General features: G+C 34.6%; 22 protein-coding genes. All 22 read right to left on the reverse strand.

Going from position 1 to position 23433, the window contains the following annotated elements; genetic code table 11:
• Positions 1 to 3: 3 nt before the first annotated feature.
• Entirely contained in the window at positions 4 to 360 is a 357-nt protein-coding gene (locus tag KF816_11995; GenBank protein ID MBX3008734.1) for an STAS domain-containing protein, read from the reverse strand.
• A gap of 71 nt (positions 361 to 431) precedes the next feature.
• Entirely contained in the window at positions 432 to 962 is a 531-nt protein-coding gene (locus KF816_12000; GenBank protein ID MBX3008735.1) for a hypothetical protein, read from the reverse strand.
• Positions 955 to 2982 carry an NAD-dependent DNA ligase LigA gene (ligA, locus tag KF816_12005; GenBank protein ID MBX3008736.1) on the reverse strand — a complete coding sequence of 676 codons (2028 nt, stop codon included), beginning with the start codon at positions 2980 to 2982 and terminating at the stop codon, positions 955 to 957. The genes KF816_12000 and ligA overlap by 8 nt, the downstream gene beginning before the upstream one ends.
• Entirely contained in the window at positions 2979 to 3893 is a 915-nt protein-coding gene (locus KF816_12010) for a helix-turn-helix domain-containing protein (GenBank protein MBX3008737.1), read from the reverse strand. The genes ligA and KF816_12010 overlap by 4 nt, the downstream gene beginning before the upstream one ends.
• Before the next feature lie 6 nt (positions 3894 to 3899).
• Complete coding sequence (rsmB, locus tag KF816_12015) at positions 3900 to 5267, reverse strand: 16S rRNA (cytosine(967)-C(5))-methyltransferase RsmB (protein MBX3008738.1); 1368 nt, start codon at positions 5265 to 5267, stop codon at positions 3900 to 3902.
• A 64-nt stretch (positions 5268 to 5331) separates the two neighbouring features.
• Positions 5332 to 5538: a 50S ribosomal protein L31 gene (gene rpmE / locus KF816_12020; GenBank protein MBX3008739.1), complete on the reverse strand. Its 207-nt coding sequence runs from the start codon at positions 5536 to 5538 to the stop codon at positions 5332 to 5334.
• Between the two features lie 68 nt (positions 5539 to 5606).
• The gene (locus tag KF816_12025; GenBank protein ID MBX3008740.1) at positions 5607 to 6269 is read right to left on the reverse strand and encodes a hypothetical protein; all 663 of its coding nucleotides are present in this window, start codon (positions 6267 to 6269) and stop codon (positions 5607 to 5609) included.
• Positions 6270 to 6272: 3 nt separating this feature from the next.
• Positions 6273 to 6746, reverse strand: a complete 474-nt coding sequence (locus tag KF816_12030; protein ID MBX3008741.1) for a sigma-70 family RNA polymerase sigma factor — start codon at positions 6744 to 6746, stop codon at positions 6273 to 6275.
• Between the two features lie 206 nt (positions 6747 to 6952).
• On the reverse strand, positions 6953 to 7987 hold the full coding sequence (holA, locus tag KF816_12035) for a DNA polymerase III subunit delta (protein ID MBX3008742.1): 1035 nt from the start codon (positions 7985 to 7987) through the stop codon (positions 6953 to 6955).
• 108 nt (positions 7988 to 8095) lie between these two features.
• Positions 8096 to 9562: a sodium-dependent transporter gene (locus tag KF816_12040; protein MBX3008743.1), complete on the reverse strand. Its 1467-nt coding sequence runs from the start codon at positions 9560 to 9562 to the stop codon at positions 8096 to 8098.
• The gene (locus KF816_12045; GenBank protein MBX3008744.1) at positions 9562 to 10176 is read right to left on the reverse strand and encodes a peptidylprolyl isomerase; all 615 of its coding nucleotides are present in this window, start codon (positions 10174 to 10176) and stop codon (positions 9562 to 9564) included. Before KF816_12045 ends, KF816_12040 begins: the two co-directional genes overlap by 1 nt.
• An 11-nt stretch (positions 10177 to 10187) precedes the next feature.
• Entirely contained in the window at positions 10188 to 11036 is an 849-nt protein-coding gene (gene uppP, locus KF816_12050) for an undecaprenyl-diphosphatase UppP (protein ID MBX3008745.1), read from the reverse strand.
• Positions 11037 to 11044: 8 nt separating this feature from the next.
• Positions 11045 to 11689: a hypothetical protein gene (locus KF816_12055; GenBank protein MBX3008746.1), complete on the reverse strand. Its 645-nt coding sequence runs from the start codon at positions 11687 to 11689 to the stop codon at positions 11045 to 11047.
• Entirely contained in the window at positions 11689 to 12747 is a 1059-nt protein-coding gene (locus tag KF816_12060; GenBank protein ID MBX3008747.1) for a flippase-like domain-containing protein, read from the reverse strand. Before KF816_12060 ends, KF816_12055 begins: the two co-directional genes overlap by 1 nt.
• Positions 12734 to 13354, reverse strand: a complete 621-nt coding sequence (locus KF816_12065) for an outer membrane lipoprotein carrier protein LolA (GenBank protein MBX3008748.1) — start codon at positions 13352 to 13354, stop codon at positions 12734 to 12736. Before KF816_12065 ends, KF816_12060 begins: the two co-directional genes overlap by 14 nt.
• Positions 13351 to 15813, reverse strand: a complete 2463-nt coding sequence (locus KF816_12070) for a DNA translocase FtsK 4TM domain-containing protein (protein MBX3008749.1) — start codon at positions 15811 to 15813, stop codon at positions 13351 to 13353. The genes KF816_12065 and KF816_12070 overlap by 4 nt, the downstream gene beginning before the upstream one ends.
• 5 nt (positions 15814 to 15818) lie before the next feature.
• On the reverse strand, positions 15819 to 16583 hold the full coding sequence (locus tag KF816_12075) for a 2-phosphosulfolactate phosphatase (GenBank protein ID MBX3008750.1): 765 nt from the start codon (positions 16581 to 16583) through the stop codon (positions 15819 to 15821).
• Positions 16580 to 17662, reverse strand: coding sequence for a glycine cleavage system aminomethyltransferase GcvT (gene gcvT, locus KF816_12080; protein MBX3008751.1), 1083 nt, complete (start codon positions 17660 to 17662; stop codon positions 16580 to 16582). The genes KF816_12075 and gcvT overlap by 4 nt, the downstream gene beginning before the upstream one ends.
• Before the next feature lies 1 nt (position 17663).
• Positions 17664 to 18308 carry a fructose-6-phosphate aldolase gene (gene fsa, locus KF816_12085; protein ID MBX3008752.1) on the reverse strand — a complete coding sequence of 215 codons (645 nt, stop codon included), beginning with the start codon at positions 18306 to 18308 and terminating at the stop codon, positions 17664 to 17666.
• A gap of 77 nt (positions 18309 to 18385) precedes the next feature.
• Entirely contained in the window at positions 18386 to 20011 is a 1626-nt protein-coding gene (locus KF816_12090) for an Rne/Rng family ribonuclease (GenBank protein ID MBX3008753.1), read from the reverse strand.
• A gap of 23 nt (positions 20012 to 20034) precedes the next feature.
• On the reverse strand, positions 20035 to 21093 hold the full coding sequence (gene dusB, locus KF816_12095; protein ID MBX3008754.1) for a tRNA dihydrouridine synthase DusB: 1059 nt from the start codon (positions 21091 to 21093) through the stop codon (positions 20035 to 20037).
• Positions 21094 to 21287: 194 nt separating this feature from the next.
• The gene (gene pnp / locus KF816_12100) at positions 21288 to 23423 is read right to left on the reverse strand and encodes a polyribonucleotide nucleotidyltransferase (GenBank protein ID MBX3008755.1); all 2136 of its coding nucleotides are present in this window, start codon (positions 23421 to 23423) and stop codon (positions 21288 to 21290) included.
• Positions 23424 to 23433: the final 10 nt, after the last annotated feature.

Here is a 23433-nt window from a genome sequence, read left to right on the forward strand (position 1 = left end):
CGATTAATTATTAATTTCTGCTAGTGCTTCATCAACCGAATTATTTAATTTTAATACTCTGTCGAGTTGTGATATTTCGATTAGAGTTTTTACACTTTTAGTTGGAGAAGCGAGGTGTAACTGCCCCTCATTAGCCTGAATTATTCGAAATGCTAATAAAATTGAACTTAGACCCGAGCTGTCGCAATATTCAACTTCTGATAAGTCTATAATCAATTTTCTTATATCTTCTGTATGAAGTAGGATAGTAAATTCCCCTTTTACAAATCCGGCGATGGATGCATCAAATCTTTTTTCGTTTAATTTAAAAATGGCGATATCACCAATCTTTTTTAACTCATAATTAAAATTTTCGCTCATATTCTTTCGCTTTTAAGTTTAATTTACGTGCCCAATTTACAAATTCGGGCAATCATTCGGAACTATATATTTTAGAACATCTTCAGGTATTTTATTAGGTTTTCGTACGTTTTTTGGGCATCCATACCGGCTATGCCCACCAAAAAATTATAATAACCATCCAGCCCCTCCCGGTGAAAACCCAGCCTGATACTACTTTTTACCTCACATAGAAGTGAGAGTAGAAATAAATCCTCCTCCCGGTTAAGGTCGATCACCAAATCATAATTTTGATGTGAAAACCGATCAATTACTGATTTTAAAGGAAGTCCAATCCGGTTAATCTGACCAAAATGGTATGACAAGTATTTAAATCTGTCATTTTTGGGAATTTCATTATACTTATGTTCTTTGATGCATAGAGTAATCGCTTTCCCATTTTGGAATAAATATTCAACGACCTGGAACGCAGAATGGAAATCAGAATCATTGCTTGGTAGAATTATAAAAGCAGTTACTGACTTTTTAATCGAATCGCGAAAGTTCAAAGCTTCCCAATTTTTTTTAAGATACTTTCGCGCTAAAATAAACTTAGCAACCCTTTTTTTTAATTTTTCAAACATTGCTTTTACCTTCAATCATCTGAACAAAAGTATCTTCATCAAGAATTGGAATGCCTAGCTCTGTGGCTTTTTGAACTTTAGAACCAGGGTTATCACCCACTATCAGGTAATCAGTTTTTTTACTTAGGGAGGTAACCGGTTTCCCTCCATTTTTTTGTATGGCATCTTTTATTTCATCTCGTGTAAATTTTACTAATGTACCGGTAACAAGAAATGATTTCCCCTCTAATGTGTTTGAGATTGAAATCTCCGAATCAATGAAAAAATTTATATTGTGTTTTTTAAGGGAATCAATAATCCTCAGATTTTCTTTATCGGAAAAATAATCTTTAACGCTGGAGCTAATTCTTGGGCCAATTTCATTTATTGCTTCAATTTCTTCATGGGACGCTGAGATTAGTTTATCGATAGACTTAAAATGCATCGCTAATTTATTAGCAGCACCTGCGCCTACATACCTTATTCCAAGAGCAAAGAGTACTTTTGGGAAGGGAGTACTTTTACTATTCTCAATTGAAGTGAGTAAGTTATCAACTCTTTTTTCTCCCATCCTTTCCAGGTTTATCAATAATTCCCGTTTGCTCTTTAAATCATAAATGTCTGTAAAGGTGTTTAAGAAATTATTATCGACAAGGGTTTCGATTAATGAATCCCCTAGTCCTTCAATATTCATCGCGGTTCTAGAAGTGAAATGGATTAATTTACCCTTTAATTGAGCTGGACAATCTCTATTAACGCAATACAAAGCAACTTCATCAACATTTTTCACTAACGGTCCTTTACATACCGGGCACTGTTCAGGAATTTCAATCTTTGTGACTGAATCTTGCCTCAAACTAAAATCAACTGAAACAATTTTAGGAATTACATCCCCTCCTTTTTCAATTAATACGAAGTCGCCAATCATCAAATTCTTTCTTTCAATTTCATCCGGATTATGAAGTGTAGCTCTGCTAATTGTTGATCCAGCCAATAAAACTGGTTCCAACTCGGCAACAGGAGTTATTGCGCCGGTTCGTCCAACTTGCCATGTAATATTTTTTAATAATGTAGTTTTTTGCTGGGGCTTAAATTTGTAGGCAACAGCCCATTTAGGAGCTTTAGCAATATTACCCAAGTTCTTTTGATGTTGGATGGAATTCACTTTTATAACTACCCCATCAATCTCATAAGGTAAATTTTCCCTCGTTACCTCCCATTTGTTGCAAAACTCCTCAACCTCAGCAATTGTGCCACATACTCTAAAATTTTCATTTATCCGGAATCCTAATTTTTTTAAAATTTTAAGATTCTCATCCTGGCTTTGAACCGCATATTCATCCGTAAAAAAATAATAAAGAAAAACTCGCAATGGACGTTTTGAAACTTGTTTTGGATCAAGTAATTTAATGGTACCAGCAGCGGAATTCCTAGGATTAGCAAACAACTTTTCCCCGTTTGCTTCCCTCTCGGCGTTCAATTTTTGAAATTCTTCTTTCTCAAAATAAATTTCTCCCCGCACTTCAAAATTCAGAATGTCGTGGAGATCCTCTTTTGGTGTAACTATCAGCGGTAATGAGCGAATCGTTTTTACATTTTGAGTTACATCCTCCCCAATCGTTCCATCTCCTCTGGTAGCGGCATACTTTAACAAACCGTTCTCATAATTTATACTTATTGAAACACCGTCAATCTTTAACTCGCAAACATATTCGGGTATTGACCCCTCACTCAAACCATCTTTAACGCGTCTATCAAAGTCTCTCAGTTCTTCAAGTGAATAGGCGTTTGAAAGACTTAACATAGGAATAGAATGATGAATATTCTTAAATTCATTGGTTAGATCGGAGCCTACTCTTTGTGTGGGGGAATCTGGTGTGATTAAATTTGGGTATTTATTCTCTAATTCCTTAAGTTCATTTAGTAACCTATCATAGTCATAATCTGTAATTGTGGGCTGATTTAAAATGTAATATTTGTAATCATGGTCGCGGATAATTTTTCGAAGAGTTAGAATTTTTTCTGACGCAGAATTGCTCATTGTTTTTTTGGTGGAATAGTTAAATATCTAATATTGTCCTTTGATATTCTGATATTTCTGATTTCCCCGATCTTGCCTAAACTGCCTATCGATTTACCATTAAAGATTATCTCACCAACACCAGCATTTCCAATACTAACACTAAACTCTGTTAATGCCTTATAATTTAAAATTTCATCTGGAAGTACTACACGTTTAACAAGTTCTTTTTTATCACTAACTACTCTTAGCCAAACATTTTGTTTTACTTTTATTTCGATCCGAAGACTATCATCATTTACTATTGGCTGTGGAACATCCTCTGCCTGTTCGATAACTTCAAATTTTTTCGAAGGTTCATCTGATAATGTCACTTCTTCCTTTATAATTTCTGGGTTATCTTGATAAACCAGTGCGAAGTAAAGTACAACAATCCCAATAATCAATATTGCTGAACCAATAATATAATTTAGCTTGGAATTATTTTTACTTTGCTGGGCACTTTCAGGTAGTTTATTGGTCTGGGTTTCATCAGTAAATTTTTTATTTCTAGTAACTTCTTCTTGTGAAATATCTTTTTCTAATTTTTGAGCATTAACTTTTTCTATGTTTTCATGACTGGAATTCTGAGGAATTACTTCGTCAATTTGGGGATTTACTATTATTTCTTTTTGCGGAGGATAGCTGCCAGCTTGGGCTAGTTCAAAGTTATGAATTACTGATTGAGGGTCTAGTTCAATAATGTGAGCATATTCTTTAATAAAGGCACGAATGTAGAGATCAGGTAAAATTCCAAAATTGGCCGATTCGATAGCCGATAAGTATTTCAGGTCGATTCTTGTTTTTGCTGAAATTTGCTGGAGTGAAATACCTTTTAATTCTCTATTCGCCTTGAGTTCATCAGCAAATATTTTTAAAGATTGTGACTGCATCCTATATCAATTTATTTTTTGAAGTTTTACCGCAAAGGAACCGTCAATCCCATGAGTACTTGGTAAAGTCTGGACATAACCTTCTTCATCAACTAAAATTTGATTTACACTATCTTTTGCATCAATAATTTTGAATTCCGTATGTTGCTCTAAAAATTTCTTAACAACATCTTTATTCTCTTCAGGTTCAGTAGTACAGGTGCTGTAAACTAAAATCCCACCAACTCGTAAAAGAGACGAACCTTTAACTAATAACTGGTATTGAATATTAGCAATTTTTCTAATATCACCCAAGTCTTTCTTCCATTTTAAATCCGGTTTCTTAATTAGAGTACCAAACCCCGAACATGGAGCATCAATAAGTATTCTATCAAATCCAGATTCATCTTCGTATTCCAACGCGTCTATTTCTTTCATAGAAACATTTTCAGCACCGAGTCTTGTAAGATTTTTCTCAAGAATTTTTAAGCGGCTTTCAAATTTATCTAGAGCAACAATTTCACCAGTGTTACTTAAAAGGTCTGCTATAAAAGCTGTCTTCCCTCCAGGTGCGGCACATAAATCGAGTACGCGATTTCCTTTCTGAAGATCCAATAGCTTTACAGGAATACCTGTACTCTCATCTTGAATTGTAAAATATCCTTTTTGAAAATATTCCCAGTCCACAATATTTGTTAATGTCGCAAGTTTTAAGAATTCAGGTAAATATTTCCCAGATGTAAATTTTAGATCCACCGCCTTAAGAAGTTTTTGTAATTCATCAATATTAGTTTTAATTCCATTTACTCTAATGGTGTGAAAAGGTCTATTATTATTAGCAATTAAAAGATTTTCAGTTTCCTCTTTGCCATAGCGGGCTAACCATCTTTTTACAAGCCAAGAAGGATGTGAATAATAAGCGCTAAAATAAGCAACTAAATCTTCATTGGGATCGGGGTATCTAATTGAATCTTTACTTCTAATAACATTTCGTAATACTGCATTGGTTAAATCCGCGGGTTTCTGTCCTTGCATTTTTTTTACAAAATCCACTGCCTCATTTACAGCAGCATAATCTGGGATTTTGTCCAAAAAGAGTATTTGATAAATAGCAACTCTCATGGCGTTTTTAACATTAGGGATACATTTTGAAAACTGCCCTTTATAAAAACCATTAAGAATCCAATCTATCCTACCAAGCCAACGGGTAACTCCATGAACGATTTCGAAAAGTAAAGCTTTATCCGGACCCGATAAACCGGAGTTCTTCATTTCTATTTCAAGAAGTTTATCGAGGTATGCGTCTGTCCGGTCAATTCTATTTAGAATTTTTATTGCGTGCCCCCGAACCCCATTGTACAAATTTAATCCTACAGATTCTTCTTCTGTTTCCATATCGTGCTGAAATATATATAGGTGCTATTGAAAAAAAAAGGGCTGAAATCAGCCCATATTAAGGTTAAGCTTCTTTTTTACCGTATTTCTTTTTGAATCTCTCAACACGACCGGTAGAATCTAGCATCTTCTGTTTTCCCGTAAAAAAGGGATGACAATTAGAACAAAGTTCAATTTTTATATGATCAACAGTCGAACGAGTAACGAAAGTATTTCCGCAAACACAAGAAACTTCACACTTTTGATAGATTGGATGAATACCTTTTTTCATTTGAACACATTTTCCTTAAAATTAGGCAGTAAATTTAATTATCATTTACTTTAAAAACAAATAAACAGCTATTTTCCGGCTTTTTTTAATGAATCTTTCTTAATTTCCGCATTTTTGATAGAATCTAGCGCATCTCTATATTTCTTTAGGGTTTGAGCGTCGAGTGGCTCCCTTACAAAAAATCCATCAAATTCTTCTGAAGCGTCTCCAGAACTGACAACACTTGCCCTCTTTGAGGATGATTCCTTCAATGAGCTTTTACCAGAAATGTACTCATCAAGTGCAATCGACCTGGAACTCTGAATGGAACGACTTGGGGTACTTGTTTTAATCTGGGGCTGAACTTCTGGTTTTGACGAAACGATCTTCTCTTTAATTGATGTAGAAAATTCAACTTTTTCACTCAATTTCTCAATTGAATCGGAGGAGTTCCCACTCAATAATTGGTTTTGAATAGGTTGTGGATCTGAAAGTAGTGGATTTTCATCATTGTTGTTTGGGGGAAGGAATACAAAAAAGAGGATTATTGCCGTCGCCATAACTGCAGAAGGTGCAAGGAATAAGCTTAATCTAAACTTTCGGACTGGCTTTTCTTCAAGTAATGGCAGATTATTAATTTTTGTTAAAAGATTATATTCAAAATTTTCATCTGTTTTAATAGCTGGTAAATTTTTTAAGTCCTTAATAAGATTTTTATATTTTTCATCTTCATTGTAAAAATTATTTTTCATAAGCTACTCTTTATAAATATGCTTTAATAGTTTTTGCAATTGTGCTCTCCCCCGGTTAATTCTTGATTTCACTGTGCCAATGGCTAAATTTGTAATTTCCGCAATTTCCTCGTAAGATAAATCTTGAATATCTCTTAAAATAACAACTTCACGATAGACTGGTTTAACTCTTAATAATGCTTTCTGAATTATTTCGCTTCTAATTTCTCCATCTGCCGCCTTTTCGGGGGACAAAAATGATTTATCTTCAATTTGAGGAGACTTTTCATCTTCATCATTATTAATTGAAAAGAAACTTCTCCTCCTTCTTCTTTTTAATTCGTTTTTCGCCAGGTTACCTGCAATTGTATAAATCCATGTCGAAAACTTGGCAAATGATTTATAAGAATCCTTATGAATATAAAACTTAATCATTGTTTCTTGAACAACATCGGTGCAACTATCTCGATCTCCCAAAAAACGATAAACAAAATTCATTAAAGGATCTTTGTAGCGTTTTACCAATAATTCATAAGCTTCAAGAGTATTATTATCTTGAAACTCCTTGATCAATTCTTCGTCTGTTAGTCCAGTTAAATTTTTAGACAACTTGGCTTATACCTTAGTGTAAAAAAAATGTTTCAATTTTCTATGTCAATTTTAGCCATAAACAGTTTTTTATGCAAGAAAAGTTATTTTCAGCCTCATGAAATTATCTCTGAGACTAGCATAGTAACAACTGTAATCTGGTCCATACTACTGTTTTTTATGTTCAGATCTGCTGATAAAAGTGCTTCGGAGGCATTAAGTAACCTTCTATCGTTAAACAAATATTTGCACTTTTTTAAGTTCATAAAATAGCCATAACTAATGCCGACTTTCCTAGCATTTGAAGAATCGATATCATAAGAATTCCTTGAGAGTCCGCTAACCCCCACAACTTCCAACATTTGTGAAATTATGATAATTGATTTAGCCAGAAAATTTACAAGCGTAATTGCATCTTCACCACTGCTAATTAAACTAAGTGCAACTTTGAGGGCCTCGTTTTTATCCCCCCTACCTACTGCGTTCTGGAGATCAAAAATAGAATATTGTTTTGTTGGAGAAGCAATATTTTTTATGGCATCATAATCAAATTTACCATTAACCGGTGTATAGTCTAAAAATTTTCTTAACTGCATCTTTAGCATCGTTTTGTCATCACCCGAAATTTCAACTAATGCTCTGGCGTTATCTTCAGTAAAAAGGAGTCCTATCTCCTTGGCTTGATGTAAAATCCAATCAATTAGTTCATCTCCCTTAATAATTTCGGCACTAAAGATTAGGTTGTATTGAATTAAGGATTTTACTGGTTCGCTCAATGTATCTTTTACTTCGCCAAAGTTACAGATAATTAAGATTGTAAAATCGGCGGGATTCTGAATATATGCTGCAAATTCCTTTTTTTCTGAAAGTAATTCAAAATTTCTGATTGTTATAATTTTTTTCCCACCACCAAAGGGAAAAGCATATGCCGAATCAATAATCTGGTTTAATGTAACTCCTTTTTCAACATTGATATCTTCCTTATCGAAATCAGATTTTACAAGATTCGAGTACAAATCTTCCAGTTTCTGGGCTGTAGAATCGATGCTAAAATTATCTTCTCCGCATAAAAAATAAATTGGGAGAATCTTCTCTTGCTGAATCAAATTACTTACCAGTTCAATTGATGGAAGTTTGATTTTTTTAGCCATTCTCTCTTGGTTCTTTTAATTTTTCAAATTTTATAGCGCGATATAAAAAGAATAGGAATCCACCCCAAATAATTCCTATTATTAATATAGCTGTAATAATCGTGATCATTAAACTTTTCTCTCTAACAACAACTTATTTATTCTACTATTGATAAGAATGAATGTCGATATTATGATTGTCCATTGCAGAATGCATGTACCCAAATTTTCCGTATGAAATGGATTCCACCACTCGCTATCCCATTGTGTTGAAGAATAAAGCCACCACAAGATAAGTACTAAAGCCTCAAATGGTATTACATACTTAATAAGATAATCATAAAGTTTGTTAAGTTTGAAATCATTTCCATGAGAATTAATGAGATTGATGCGAAATTTTTCCACTCCAAACTTATTTACCGAAAAAGCAATAAATGCTCCGCTAAGTATAAGACCGATACCCCAAACCCAATCTTGATTCAAGAAAAAATTGGTGTTTAGCGCAGAGGGAATACCCGCGGTTATGCCAATAGCAAGCATAATCATTATTGATTTTTTTCTCACCATACCCAAATCACATAATGAACTAACTGAAAGTTCTAACATTGAAATTAGTGAGGTTATAGCGGCGAAAAATAGGGCAAGAAAGAACAACGTAATAAATATATTATTCACAAGATGAAAAGGGGTAATCTTGTTAAATAGTTCCGGTAGAAAGATGAATGTTAATCCTGTATTTGCTGGACCACTATTTGAAATTTGGGACAACGGATCATTACTTCCCAGGGCAAAGACGGTAGAAAAAATTGTGATGCCAGCAATCAACGATACTGAATTATTACCAAATCCTATTAGTGCAGCATTTAAACTTATATCCTCTTCTCTCTTCATATAAATTGCATAAGTCATAATCAATCCCCAGCCTGCGCCGGTATCCCATGCATTTTGGGTAAGGGCATTGAGCCAAATTTTTGGGTCGAGCATTAAGTTAAAATCTGGTCTGAAAAAAAATTCCAAACCTTCTAACGCATTTGGTAAGGTAACAGCTCTAATCATCAATAAGAGCAGTATGGTGATTAGTGAGGTAACTAAAATCTTGCTAATTTTTTCAATTCCTCTTACACCAAAATAAATTACTGAACCGGCAATAATCATAACAATAAAATGGTAAAGAAGTGGTGTATAACTTTCCGAAAAATTAGTCCAATAAAGCAAATGATTTTTTGTAGATAATAATTCACCGTTGGCAGAAGAAACTAAATATTTTAGGCACCAGCCGGTAATAACCGAATAATAAAACATAATAAAGGTAGCAACAGCTGCAACAAAAGCCCCCATCCAGGTAAATCGAGGACCTGCAACCTTTGAAAACGCTCCCATTGGCGATTGACGAGCATATTTACCTATGGCAAATTCAGCAATTATAAGTGGCACAGACCAGATAATTAAGAATATTAACCAGGGTATTAAAAATGATCCGCCGCCATTCTGTGCAACAATTATTGAGAATCTCCAAATATTTCCTGAGCCTACAGCAATGCCGAGTGCAGAAAGAATTAACCCCCAGCGGGAGCTAAAAAATTCTCTTTGCGACATTAGTTGTTCTTTAATTTTTGGATAGTGAGCTTGTTAATCACAACTGGATTATTTGGTTTATCCATGTTGTTAGTTGGCACCTCACTAATTTTATAAACAATTTCGAGTCCGGATGTCACTTTCCCAAAAATTGTATGTTTAGCATTTAACCAGGGAGTAGGTGCAACTGTAATAAAAAACTGACTTGTATTAGTACCCGGACCGGCATTTGCCATTGAAAGTATTCCAGGTTCGTTATGCATCAAATCCGGGTGGAACTCATCTTCAAATGGACCGCCATAAATGCTTTCTCCACCACTACCGGTTCCGGTTGGATCCCCCCCTTGAATCATAAAATTCTTAATTACTCGGTGAAAAGATATTCCATTGTAAAAACCGCGTTCAGATAATTCTACAAAGTTTTTTACAGTCTTTGGAGTTTTTTGTGCGAATAACTCTACGGTAAACGTTCCCAAATTTGTGTCAAAATTAGCCAGTACCCGGTTGTAGGAAGATAATGATTCTGATACCGGCTGCTTGGTCTCACCATCAGTTTTTTTATTGTTTGCTGAATCGGATTTACAGGAAATAAAAGTTATAACAATTACCAATGAATAAGTTATAAGATTTTTCATTTATGCCTCTATTATAAATAAATTATGTTTAGGTATAACATTATTAAGACAATAATTCCAACTGCTACACGATAGTAAACAAAAATGAAAGTCGTTTTTTTTCTCAAATACTTTAATAAATATTCAATTGAAAGATAACCCACCAGTGCTGAAACAAATGTTGCGATTATCATTGCGATCAATCCATCAAGATTTATGTAGGATAAGGACTCATAAAACTGCAACAATCCACTTGCCGCTACAGCCGGAATGCTCATCAAAAAAGAAAATCGCGCCGCGGTTTCTCTATCTAAACCTAAGAATAAACCGGCGGTGATTGTCGTGCCAGATCGTGAGGAGCCGGGTATTAGTGATATTGCTTGAGCTATCCCAATAATTAGGGCGTCGTACCATTTAATATCATTTATCTTTCTGGAAAATTTACCTGACTTTTCGGCAATAGCTAAAATTAATGCGAGAATAATTAGACTTAATGCAATTACCATTAAATTTTTTGTGAACACACCTTCGATAAAATCTTTAAATAATAACCCTATTACCGCCACCGGTATTGTTGCAATTATTAAGTACCAACCCATTTTTGAGTTGAGCGATTGAGATTTCACTGCCTTTTGTTCAAATAAGTTTTCCTTAAAAAAGTCATTTGCAATTGAAATTAAATCTCTCCAGAAATAAATTAGCACCGCTATCAATGTTCCAATCTGAATAACAGCAATAAATGAAGTCCACTTCTCAGGGAACTGAGGATTAATCAATCCAGTAATTTTACCATAAAGGGTTAAATGCCCCGTACTGCTTATTGGCAAAAACTCCGTTAACCCTTGAATTATTCCTAAAATAATAGCTTCTATTGTGTTCAATCAATTACCTATAATTTAAAAGTTACACCCAAGTTAATTGCGACAGAGATGGAATTCATATTTAAATTTTCCCCTGTGACCGGATTGAATATTTTATTCCCATTATTTGATAAATCTCCCGGGAGATCATATCTGACATCGATACCAATAAGTGCAAAAAAATCTTTACTTAATGCAGTATTGCCAACAGCTTTAAGTAAAAAACCTAATCCATTTGCATTATAATCAGCTTGTGAAAGAAATCTTTCGCTAAATGAAACAGTTCTTAAACCTACTCCTCCCCCGAGCTTGAACTGATATCCTTCTCCGGGAATTATGTAGTATGTTACCACCGAGGGTTTGAAATGGGTGAATGAGACCTCGTATAATCCACCGGAACCCGAAGGAGATGTTTGAGAATCTATTATAGTGTTGAGTTCTATTCCGACCTGAAAACTATTTGAAAAGGAATAATCTATTTCTCCGCTAAAGCTTACCGCACTTTTAAATGAGGATGTAGTATTGGATTGAAATGTTGAATTAACATAATCTCGATATGAAGCGCTGTTTCTAAAATCCAAGCCCATGCTTGCGCTAATATCCCATTGAGAATAAAGTTGTAATAATGGAAGCGAGAAAAATAGAACTAGTACGTTTTTATAATTTTTCATCATTAAGATTTCAAGACAGTTAAAAAAGTTTCCTTGGGTAATTTTCTCTTTTCGCGAATCTTATTTATAATTATTATCATCAAAACTGTAGCTGTAATAAATCCGGTATATGTAATAAAATTAGTAATAAGTGCATAGGCAGCGCTAATCTGAGGATCAAAATTATATATTTGTACAAGCAAATAAATGGATATGGCATGATATGTACCAACGCCACCGGGAGTTGGTATTAATGATCCAAATGCGGAGATTGTCATCACCACCCAAGCAAGTCCAAAATTTATTTTTCCATAATCACCCATATCAATTATATAAAATCCAACATATGAATTTAGAGCGTAAGCAAGAACGATTAACAATGAAATTAATATTATAAGTGAAATATTTTTGACTCCCTTCACACAAGCCAATCCTTCAATTAAAGTTGTAATAAGCTTTTCAAGTTTGGAAGCAAATTTTTCACTAAACTTTTTGGATAAATTTATGAATGTGTGAATGAGATGTTCTTCGTACTTAATTATTATTATGAGAAAGAGAGTAAATACTACAATAAAAATAAAACCTATAAGAAGTGAAATTCTTAACCAATTAATCTCAGTTAAGAGGTCCCCTGGAAAAATTAAAATGCTGATTACAGCGGCAAAAGCAAACGAGATTACATCTATAAAACGTTCAACTATTATTGAACCTAGTATTGTCGATCTTGATATACCTTCCCATTTTCCTAGAAATAAACCTCGAAAAAGTTCACCTAATCTTGGAATAACACAGCTAACACCGTAGCCAATTATCACCGAGCCAAATAAATTAACTTCGGATAAATCCTTTTTAACCGATTTAAGCATTATTCTCCAGCGCAGCGATCGAAGATAGTGGGAAATCAAAAAAATAATTACATATAAAAATATGTAATAAAGTGATGAATGGGCAATAATCGAAAGTGCTCCAAAAAAATCTATCCCCTTAAATGCGAAATACAAAAAAGCAAAAGTTATTAAGAATGTTATGAATACCCCAAAACTTTTGGAAAGGTATCCCTTATTTTTACTACCGGAGATCAATAACTTTTACTCCTTTTGGTGTAGTAAAACTGAATGAATTATCGCTTACCTGCTGATTAACTTTAATATTCGTGAATTCAAACAAATATTTCATATCAGCGATATCAACAATTTCCAATTTAGAAATTAAATTCTCCACATTCTTATAAATACGCAAAGATTTGAAATCAAGGAATTCATCTTTCGGGAGCATTTCAAGAATTTCTTCACCGGATTTTAATGATGGATCACTAATTGACTTTAGGTTGCACAACGCGGGATAATCATACAAATATCTTTCGAGTGAAAAAGAGGTCGGATCGTCTGTCAACGAACTAATTACTACTCGTTTAAACTTTTTATCATGATTCCATATATTAATTCCATCTGAAATAATTGTGTGATTTCCTAATTCTACCAAGAATTTATTTTTTTTCTTATAAGTAATAGTGCCATTTGTTTTGCTCATCACAGTTCCATCAGCAGAATAACTATACTGAACAAGTCCAGAGCTAAAATCTGATACTGATTTGTATTTATTCTGAATTTTCTTCAGTAACGCATTCCCCTGAGCAAACATCAGGATTGGGAGTAAAAAAAGAATTGGTGTTAATAATTTAATTTTCATAATGACCTCAATATAGTTTCTAATTGTTGTTCACTTTCAACAATCACTTCCCTCGCTTTGCTCCCTTCAGAAGGTCCTACAATTCCCGCTTGTTCAAGTTGATCAACAATTCTTGCCGCGCGGGAGTACCCAAGTTTGAGTCGCCTTTGTAGCAAAGATACAGAACCCTGCTGATGTTTTACAATAACCCGAGCGGCATCTTCGAACATCGGATCCAGATCATTTAAGAAATCGCCTCCAGAAGCATTTTTCTTTTCATAAAGAGATGGTAGAAAATATCTTTTAGAGAAACCCTTCTGTACATAAATAAAATTGGTAATCTTTTCTACCTCTTCAGTAGATATAAATGCATTCTGAATTCTTATCGGCTTAGGCATCCCACCCGGAAGAAAGAGCATATCGCCCTGCCCTAATAATTGCTCAGCGCCATTCATATCAAGAATAGTTCTTGAGTCAATTTTTGTTGCAACTTGATACGCCATTCGCGCACTAAAATTAGCCTTTATAACTCCGGTTATAACATTAACAGAAGGACGCTGAGTTGCAAGGATTAAATGAATACCCACCGCACGAGCTAACTGCGCCAGTCTTGCAATCGGTTCCTCAACTTCTTTACCTGAAGTTATCATTAAATCGGCTAATTCATCAATAATTACAACTATATATGGCATTTTATGATGTTTCATTTCATCGTTGTCTTTCGGACGCGATTTCGGATTCATCACTTTTTTATTGTAATCAACAATATTTCTAACGCCTACTTTAGCCAGTTTATCATATCTTTTTTCCATTTCATATTCAACTGCTTTTAGAGCAAGTAAAGCATTAGATGGATTTGTAATTATTTCTTCATCAAGATCAGGAGATACTGCCAAAAAATGTTTATTTAATTTTCGGTAAAAAGATAGTTCAATTTTTTTAGGGTCGATAATAACGAATTTAATATCACTTGGATGCTTCGCAAAAATTAAACTGTTAAGAACCATATTAATTCCAACACTTTTACCAGAACCGGTTGAGCCGGCGATTAACATATGAGGCATTTTTGCCAAGTCGGTTACATAAACATCGCCGGAAATTGTTTTTCCTAACGCCAGTGGAAGTTCTTCCTTAGATTCTCTTATTTTCTTAAGTACAGAACTTGCTCTCACAATTGTGGATTGTGCATTCGGTATTTCAACGCCGATTGCACTTTTACCCGGAATTGGAGCAATAATTCTAATTCCCCTCGCTGCAAGTGCTAAAGCAATATCATGCTCGAGAGATACAATTCTACTAATTTTAACACCGGGTGCCGGAACAATTTCGTACAAAGTTACAACCGGACCCGGAGTTACAGTTATGTCATCAATCTGAATATCAAACAAAGCCAATTTATCTTTAAGAAGAGCGGCATTACGTTTTAATTCAGCTTCATTCACTTTAATATCTTCATCGCCAGGAGGGATTAGTAAATCTAATGAAGGTGGATTATATGAAATTTTCTCATCCCATTGATCGGGTAATTCCGCCTCAGCATTTTTATCTATCAGCGGTAAAGAATCTTCATCATCAATTTTTGGTTTATCAACTTTATTTATTTTCGAAACAGCTGCTTCTTCTTTTGCGGTTGGCTTAGTTTCAACAGTTGGAATATCTTTTTGTATGATAGTTATTTTTGTCTCTGGTTGAGCTTCAACATGTTCAGCTTCTACTACATTATTCCCGGCAATCTCCTTAAGAGATTTTGCGGTTCTTAAATTTTTTATCTTATCTAAATTTGAATTTTCATCTACAAGAGCATTTTCATTCTCAACTTCTTCTTTTTCCGATTTTGAAAAGAACTCCCTTATAAAATTAATAATGGTGCTAAAGTGTACATCGAATGCAATAATAAGTGTTATGGCAAGTCCTGTAGCAATAAAAATTATCCCGCCTAATCCGCCGAGAAGTCTGCTAAGTATAGTTCCTATGGATAAACCAACATTCCCCGAAAGTTCATTCACATCTGAGAAAAGAGAAATCTCTGGAGTAAATCGAATTAATCCAAAAAATGATGCTAGTAAAAGTGCAGTTACCAAAAGAAAATTGGAGATGTGGAGAGCTAACTTGTACTCTACTTTTCCTAAAATTGCCCATCCCCATAAAAATAAAATTGCTGGAAATATTATTGAAAATAAGCCAAGCGTCTTGTTAATTAAAAAGTATGAAATATATGCTCCAAACAGCCCCAGCCAATTATTTATTGTAACTATTCTCTCTTGCAGTTCGGGGGATGGATTAAATATCTTGAAAAGATCAACTGGAGTATACAGCGATGATTCGTCAGCTCTTGAGTATGAAAGAATACTTAAAAAGGAGAGTAAAGCTAAAAGAAGCAAAAGTATACCGAAAATTTTTTTCTTTTTTTCGGGGGAGATAATGAAAAAGTTTTCACCAACGGTTGAGACTTTTTCTTTTGTATTAGTTTTTCTTGGCATTCCTGTTATTTGTTTAAGTTTTGTTCTTGTTCAGTATGAGCAGGTGTTGTTTCCAATTTTTTAATAGAACTTGAAATAAAATATGGAATTAATTCAGTTGTTCCATATTGTGCGCAAAATTTTATATCTTCAGCAAAACCATTTTCAATTAGTAATTTACCATGCTCTGTTTCTTTTAGAAGTTTAATGAGATTTTTCCCAAATGTTTTATTTAGAACTAACCCAGCGCGTGAGGAATCGCTTAATTCAACATTCTCATTTAATTTTTGCATTTCCTGTGTAAGTCTGCCAGCACAAACAGCATCCTCAAGATTAAAACTGCCATTAGTTCCGGCGCAAATGATTTCAACATCTTTGTTGAGATCGATTAAGTGAGAAGCTACTGCAGGTAAATTAAGAAAGCTACAAATAAAGATATTTTCGGCAAATTTAGTCTTTACTATTGCCTTAGAACCATTAGTAGTGTACAAAATTATTGATTTGCCAGAAACAGTTTCAGTTGAATATTCCAGTGGAGAATTCCCCAACACAAAGCCTTCCACTTTTTTGGTATTTCTTTCACCGCCGAGCAATGTTTGCCCGCTAAACGCGTTTCCCGAAACTTTCATGGCAAAATCAACAGTGCTCACGGGAATTATTTCGCGTGCGCCATTATTTAGTGCTGTAACAATTACAGTAGTTGCGCGCAAAACATCAATTACAACAGAAGTTTTACCGGTGAAATAGAGTTCATCCAAATGTTGATTTGAGTAAAATATATTTATTTTCATTTTTTCACGAAAGGAAGTTTAGTTATTTGCGCGGAGTATTCTTTTCCGCGTATTGAAATATTTAATTTATTTGTTTCATTTATCTGATCTGAATCGATATAAGCGAGCGCAATTGCCTTATCTAAACTAGGGCTCACTGTACCGCTCGTAATTTTGCCTATAACTTTACCTTCTGATTTAATTTCATAATCTTTTCTTGGGAATATTTTCTCTTCCGAAATCAGAGCAGTTAATTTCCGTTTTGTACCCTTCTCTTTTGCTTCGACTAGAATATCTTTACCAATAAATGAAGGTTTCTTAAGTTTCGTAATCCAACCCAACCCAGCTTCAATAGGATTGGTATTTTGATCAATATCGTTTCCATATAAACAGAAACCCATTTCTAAACGTAAACTATCGCGCGCACCTAAACCTACCGGCTGAATATCAAATTCTTTTCCAGCTTCAAAAATCGCATTCCAAATTTTTTCTGCGAAATTTTCACCGTTTTTAAAGTAAAGTTCAAATCCCAATTCCCCTGTGTAGCCAGTTCTGGAGAGAATTACTTCATTGTTAAAAATCGAAACTTTTCTGAAATGATAATACTCAAGACTATTTTTCTCACCTATGATTTTGTCGATTACCTTTCCAGAATTTGGTCCTTGCACCGCAAGAAGTGAATATTCATCACTCTCATCAACTATTTCCACGCCAAAAGGATTGTTAGCTTTCATCCATTCAAAATCTTTTTGCTTGTTAGACGCGTTCACTACCAATAAGTACTCTTTTTCATTAATTCGATAAACTAAAAGATCATCAACAATTCCCCCATTTTCATAGCACATGGCGGAATATTGAACTCTTCCATCATAAAGAGCGGATACATCATTAACAGTAAGGTTTTGTACAAAATCGAATGCCTTTTCTCCCTTTATAAATATTTCACCCATGTGGGATACATCAAATACACCAACGGAGTTGCGAACGGCTTTATGTTCCGCAATAATTGATGAATATTGAATTGGCATTTTGTATCCGGCAAAATCAACTAATTTTGCACCAAGTTTTTCATGAATATCATTAAATGCGGTCTTTTTCATATTATTTTTGAGATTTATTCCAATCACTTAAGAATTTTTCTAAACCAATATTAGTTAGTGGATGGTTAAATAATTTTTCAATAACATCAAATGGCATTGTTGCAACATCGGCACCCATCATTGCAGCATCCACCAAATGAAGAGGATGACGAATACTTGCTACTAATACTTCAGTAGCGTAGCCATAATTTCGATAAATAGTAATTATTTGTTCGATCAATTGCATTCCATCATGACTTATATCATCCAATCTACCAACAAAAGGACTAATATAAGTCGCTCCGGCTTTTGCGGCTAAAAGGGCTTGTGTGGGAGAAAAACACAAAGTAACGTTTGTTTTAATTCCCTCATCCGATAGTGACTTAACGGCTTTAATTCCCTCTTTAATAAGAGGTACTTTAACTACAATATTTTTATGAATTTTTAACAATTCTTTAGCTTCTCGCAATATTCCGTCATAGTCGGTAGAAACAACTTCTGCGCTAATTGGTCCATCAACAATTTGAACAATTTCTTCAAGAAGCTTAACAAATTCCTTTCCTTCTTTGGCTACTAATGAAGGGTTTGTGGTAACACCATCCAATAATCCATAAGAAGCGGCTTCTTTAATTTGGTTAATATTAGCTGTATCAATGAAAAACTTCATCTTTGCCCTCTTTCTTTTTTACAACTTGTTAAACTTAATAAAAAAACTGGTTATAAATATTTCAAAAATAGTAGTGATTAAGCAAATTCTTCCGTTTTATCTTCACCAGTTTTGGTAATAACAAAATAAAACTTTTGTGGACTTACTTTCTCATCGACAATTAGTTTAATTCGTAAAAAATATTTCAGTTGAAGCTTTGTTAAAGTAGAAATAAATCCACGTTGGAGGTTATCCCCCAATGATGGATGCACCTTCAAAGTTAAAGAATTGTGTTTTTCAGCTGTTTTATAACGTTTTAACCATCCCTCAATTTCATGAAGCAGATTAGATTTTTTAGTCAATAATCCAGTTCCCTGGCAATATGGGCATGCTTCATTCATCGACTGCATTATATTTTCGCGTATTCTTTCGCGGGTAATTTGCATCAGTCCGAAATCTGTCATGGGAAGCATAGCAATTTTAGCACGGTCTTTCTTAAACTCTTTCTTCAATTCATCATAAATCTTTTTACGGTTCTTTTCATCTTCCAGATCAATAAAATCAACAACAATTAAACCGCCAATATCGCGGAGACGGAGTTGTCTTACAATTTCTCTGGAGGCTTCAAGATCGGTTTTTAGTGAATTCAATTCCTGGTCTTTTTTGGCTGCGTATCTTCCGCTATTAACGTCAATTACAACCATCGCCTCAGTGTGCTCAATTACTATATGTCCGCCGCTTGGTAATGAAACTTTTCGTCCCATCAAGGATTTTATCTGCTCCTCAATTTTGAAAGTCTCAAATATTGATTGATCATCTTTGTATAATTCTATTCTATCTAGAAGTGCAGGCTGAATAAACTGTAGATAATTTTTTATCTCCTTGAAGAGTTTTTTTGAATCGATAAATACCTTGGAGACATCAGGAGTAAAAAGATCTCTGATTACTGAAATAGTTGTACTCAAATCTTTATATAATAAACAAGGTGGCTCATTCTTTTTTGCGTCTGCTTCAAGATCCTGCCAGCTTTTTACTAAATATTTTAAGTCGCCCACTAAAGATTCTTCCGACTGATCACGTGCGGCGGTACGGATTATAAGTCCGCAATTCTCCGGTAAAATACCTCTTGCAATCCTGCGTAATCTTTTTCTTTCCCTGTAATCGGCAATTTTTTTAGAAACGCCAATCTTATTATCGAGTGGAAGTAATACACAGAATCGGCCTGGAATTGAAATTGATGAAGTAACTCTAACTCCTTTATCTTTAACAGGTTCTTTAATTATCTGGATAAGAATTTCCTGCCCTTTATGAAGTTTTGTTACAGTTCTATCTCTATGCTCAGGCTTTTCGGGTGCTTTAATAGGGGTTGTTTCAATTGTTGGCTGATCCCCTTCTGCATTAATACTTTCTTGATGATTTTGAGGAGGCGCCGTATTACTGCTCTCAGTTTCATTATCATCATCGTCATCATCAAAAATTCCTTGAAGCGCTTCAGTTCTTTCACCAATATCGGAGAAATGCAGAAACGCGTCATGCTTCATTCCAATATCAATAAACGCAGCCCTAATGCCGGGCAGTACTCTGGCAACTCTGCCGAGGTATATATCGCCAACCATTCTTCTTTTTTCAGGATGGTCAACGAAAAAATCGACCAAATTTCCCTCTTCCGTTATCGCAACTCTATTTTGCGAAGTCGAAGAACTGATGATTATTTCTTTATTCATCAAAACCTTCTTTTTGTTTTATATTAGGCTTTAGCCTCATCCGCAAGCCAAAACAAAACTTTTTTTTGAAATTTTTTATTTATGGAATTTTCACCATTCGATTTGAAAAAACCATTCTCAATTAAAAGAGAATGTTCATTTACCAGTTCTCTTAAAAATTCTAAATTTTTCAATGAAAATATTTTTGCTAAAAGGTCATCTATACCCGGATAATCTTTTAGATACCATATAGTGTGTTTTTTTGCTTTATCCAAAGCCAAAAATTCACCAAACTCTTGTTCCAGATAATTTATATGTTGGATCAAATTTTTAGTAACTATTTCAATTGTTGGTAATCCGGGATCAATTCCAGTTTCTATTAATGAATTAAATCTCGAAAAAATGAATGGATTACCTAGAGCGCCGCGCGCAACCATAACAGAATCGCATCCGGTTTCATTGATCATTTTAAGGGCGTCTTGGGGTGTAAATATTGAGCCATTACCAACTACCACTATTTTATATTCATCCTTAATTTTTTTAATCCAACTCCAGTCGGCGTCAACATCGTATTTATCTTCACGAGCCCTTCCATGAATTATTAAAATAGAACCGCCATTATCAACTACAACTTTAGCAGTATCCATAATATTAACATGATTCCGGTCTTTACCGATTCTTAATTTTACGGATATCGGGATGCCATTAGATAAATCCACCATCTTTCTAACAATTAATCCAATTGTTCTGGGATCATCCAACAATGCCGAGCCAAAGTTATTTCCAACAACTTTATCGGCAGGGCATCCGCAATTCACATCAATTACATCCGGTTTTAATTTTGATAATTCCTTTGTGGCTTGCCCAAGAATATCCGGGTCATTACCTAAAATTTGCACTCCAATTGGTTTTTCATCTCTGCTAAAAGAGCAAAGACGAAGTGTTTCAAAATTATTATTAATTATACCAAGAGCGCTAACCATTTGAGTGTAAGTAAGACCAACCCCATTTTGTTTACATATTTTTCGAAAAGATGAATCGGTGATCTCCGCCATAGGAGCCAAAATCAATTTATTCCCGATATCAATATTTCCGATTTTCATATACTCACTTTTTATAATAAAAAGGAGCCGCTTCTAAGAAAATATTTTTGTCCCGAACCAATAAATATAAATAAGACTGCCACTGGTTACGAATTAATTTATTAACAAAATGCAGAGCCGGTTATCTAAAAATTTTTGTTTTTAGAAAACCGGTTTCTACAAAATTTACTTGGAAGTCAATCTCCGTAACATACTTATTCTTTTGTTTCAGATTGTTCAGCATTCTCTGTTTCAGTTTTTTCTTCAACAGGTTTATCATCTTTTAAAAGCACTTTTCTGGAAAGAGAATATTTACCGTTTTCAATGCTAATTAACTTAACACGAACCTGTTCTCCCTCTTTAAGTACATCTGTTACCTTGGCAATTTTCTTAAGATCAATTTGGGAGATGTGAAGCAAGCCTTGATTTCCAGGCATGAACTCAACGAAGGCGCCAAACTCTTTAATGCTAACAACTTTACCATTGTAAACTTTTCCCACCTCCGGTTCAGCTACTAACAATTTAATATATTCTTTGGCTTCCTTAGCAAGTTTTGCATCTTGACCGGCAATACTGACAGTTCCATCCTCTTCAATATTAATTTCAACTGAGAAATCTTTTTGAATTTTTTGGATTACTTTACCGGCTTGACCAATCACAGCGCCAATTTTATCTGTAGGAATTTTAGTTGTGAAGATTCGAGGTGCGTGATTTGAGATATTCTGCCTTGGTTCATTAATAGCTTCATTCATAATATTTAGAATATGAATTCTGCCATCTTTAGCTTGGCTTAATGCTTTTTCCATAATTTCATAAGAGATACCTTGAATCTTGATATCCATTTGAAATCCAGTTATTCCATTCGCGGTTCCGGCAACTTTAAAATCCATATCGCCAAGATGATCTTCATTTCCGAGTATATCGGAAAGTACCGCAAACTTATCACCTTCTTTAATTAAGCCCATAGCAATTCCAGCAACCGCTCCTTTAATGGGAACGCCGCCATCCATCATTACTAATGAACCCGCGCAAACAGTCGCCATTGAAGATGATCCGTTGGATTCAAGTATGTCGGAATTAAGACGAATTATATATGGGAAATTAGCTTCCGCCGGAATTATATTTTTTAATGATCGCTCTGCTAAATTTCCATGCCCGACTTCTCTTCTACCAACGCCCGAGAATCTGCTAATTTCACCAACGCTGAATCCGGGGAAATTGTAATGAAGCAAGAATCGTTTTTTGTATTCTTCCTGTAATCCATCAATAATTTGTTCATCACCTTTGGTACCGAGAGTCAAAGTGGTTAAGCTTTGAGTTTCACCGCGTGTAAAAAGTGCTGTACCATGAGGACGAGGTAATATTCCAAGCTCAATAGTTATCGGTCTAATTTGAGTTGTGTTTCTGCCGTCAAGTCTTAATCCTTCATCAAGAATTCTCTGGCGCATTAAATCTTTCTCCATATCATGAAGAATAGATTTAATAACCTTTTCTTGTTCGGGATATTTTTCCGCGAGTGCGGCAATAACCTCTTCAGCTAATGCGCTGTTCTGAGCTGAGCGTTCTTCTTTAGCCAAAACACTTGATACGATTACTTTGAATTTTTCAAGAGCTAGCGCATTCACATCATTTAATAATGCTTCATCAATTAATTTTGCGGGGATTTCGATTTTAGCTTTTCCGCATAATTCTTTCAGTTCCACCTGCATCTGAACTATTTTTTTAATTTCAGTATGAGCAAATTTAAGAGCATTGAGAAGATCTTCCTCACTTACCTCTTTAGACTCACCTTCAACCATCATGATCGAACTTTCGGTACCGGCAACAACCAATTCCATATCACTTTGCTCAATTTCAGCGAATGTAGGATTTACAATAAGTTCACCGTTAATTCTACCAATACGAACTTCTCCGATAGGTTCGAGCAGAGGAATATCAGAAATTGCGAGTGCGGCAGAAGCTCCGCATGCTGAAATTACATCCGGATCATTCTCACCATCGAAAGAATAAACCAGCGCAACAACCTGAGTATCATTATAGAAATTATCCGGGAATAATGGTCTTATCGGACGATCAATCAATCTTGAACTCAACACTTCTTTATCTGTTGGCTTGCCTTCACGTTTGAAGAAACCACCCGGTATTTTACCGGCGGCAAAAGATTTTTCACGGTATTCAACACTCAAGGGGAAAAAATCTATATCAGGTCTCAAACCTCCCATAACCGCTGTAACTAAAACCATCGTTTCGCCATATCGAACCATCACAGAACCATTAGCTTGTTTAGCAAGCTTTCCGGTTTCGATAATTAATTTTTGTTTACCTATCTGTACTTCTTTGGTATAAACCATTTGTTACCCC

The sequence above is a fragment of the Melioribacteraceae bacterium genome (assembly GCA_019638015.1).
GTDB lineage: Bacteria > Bacteroidota > Ignavibacteria > Ignavibacteriales > Melioribacteraceae > JAHBUP01.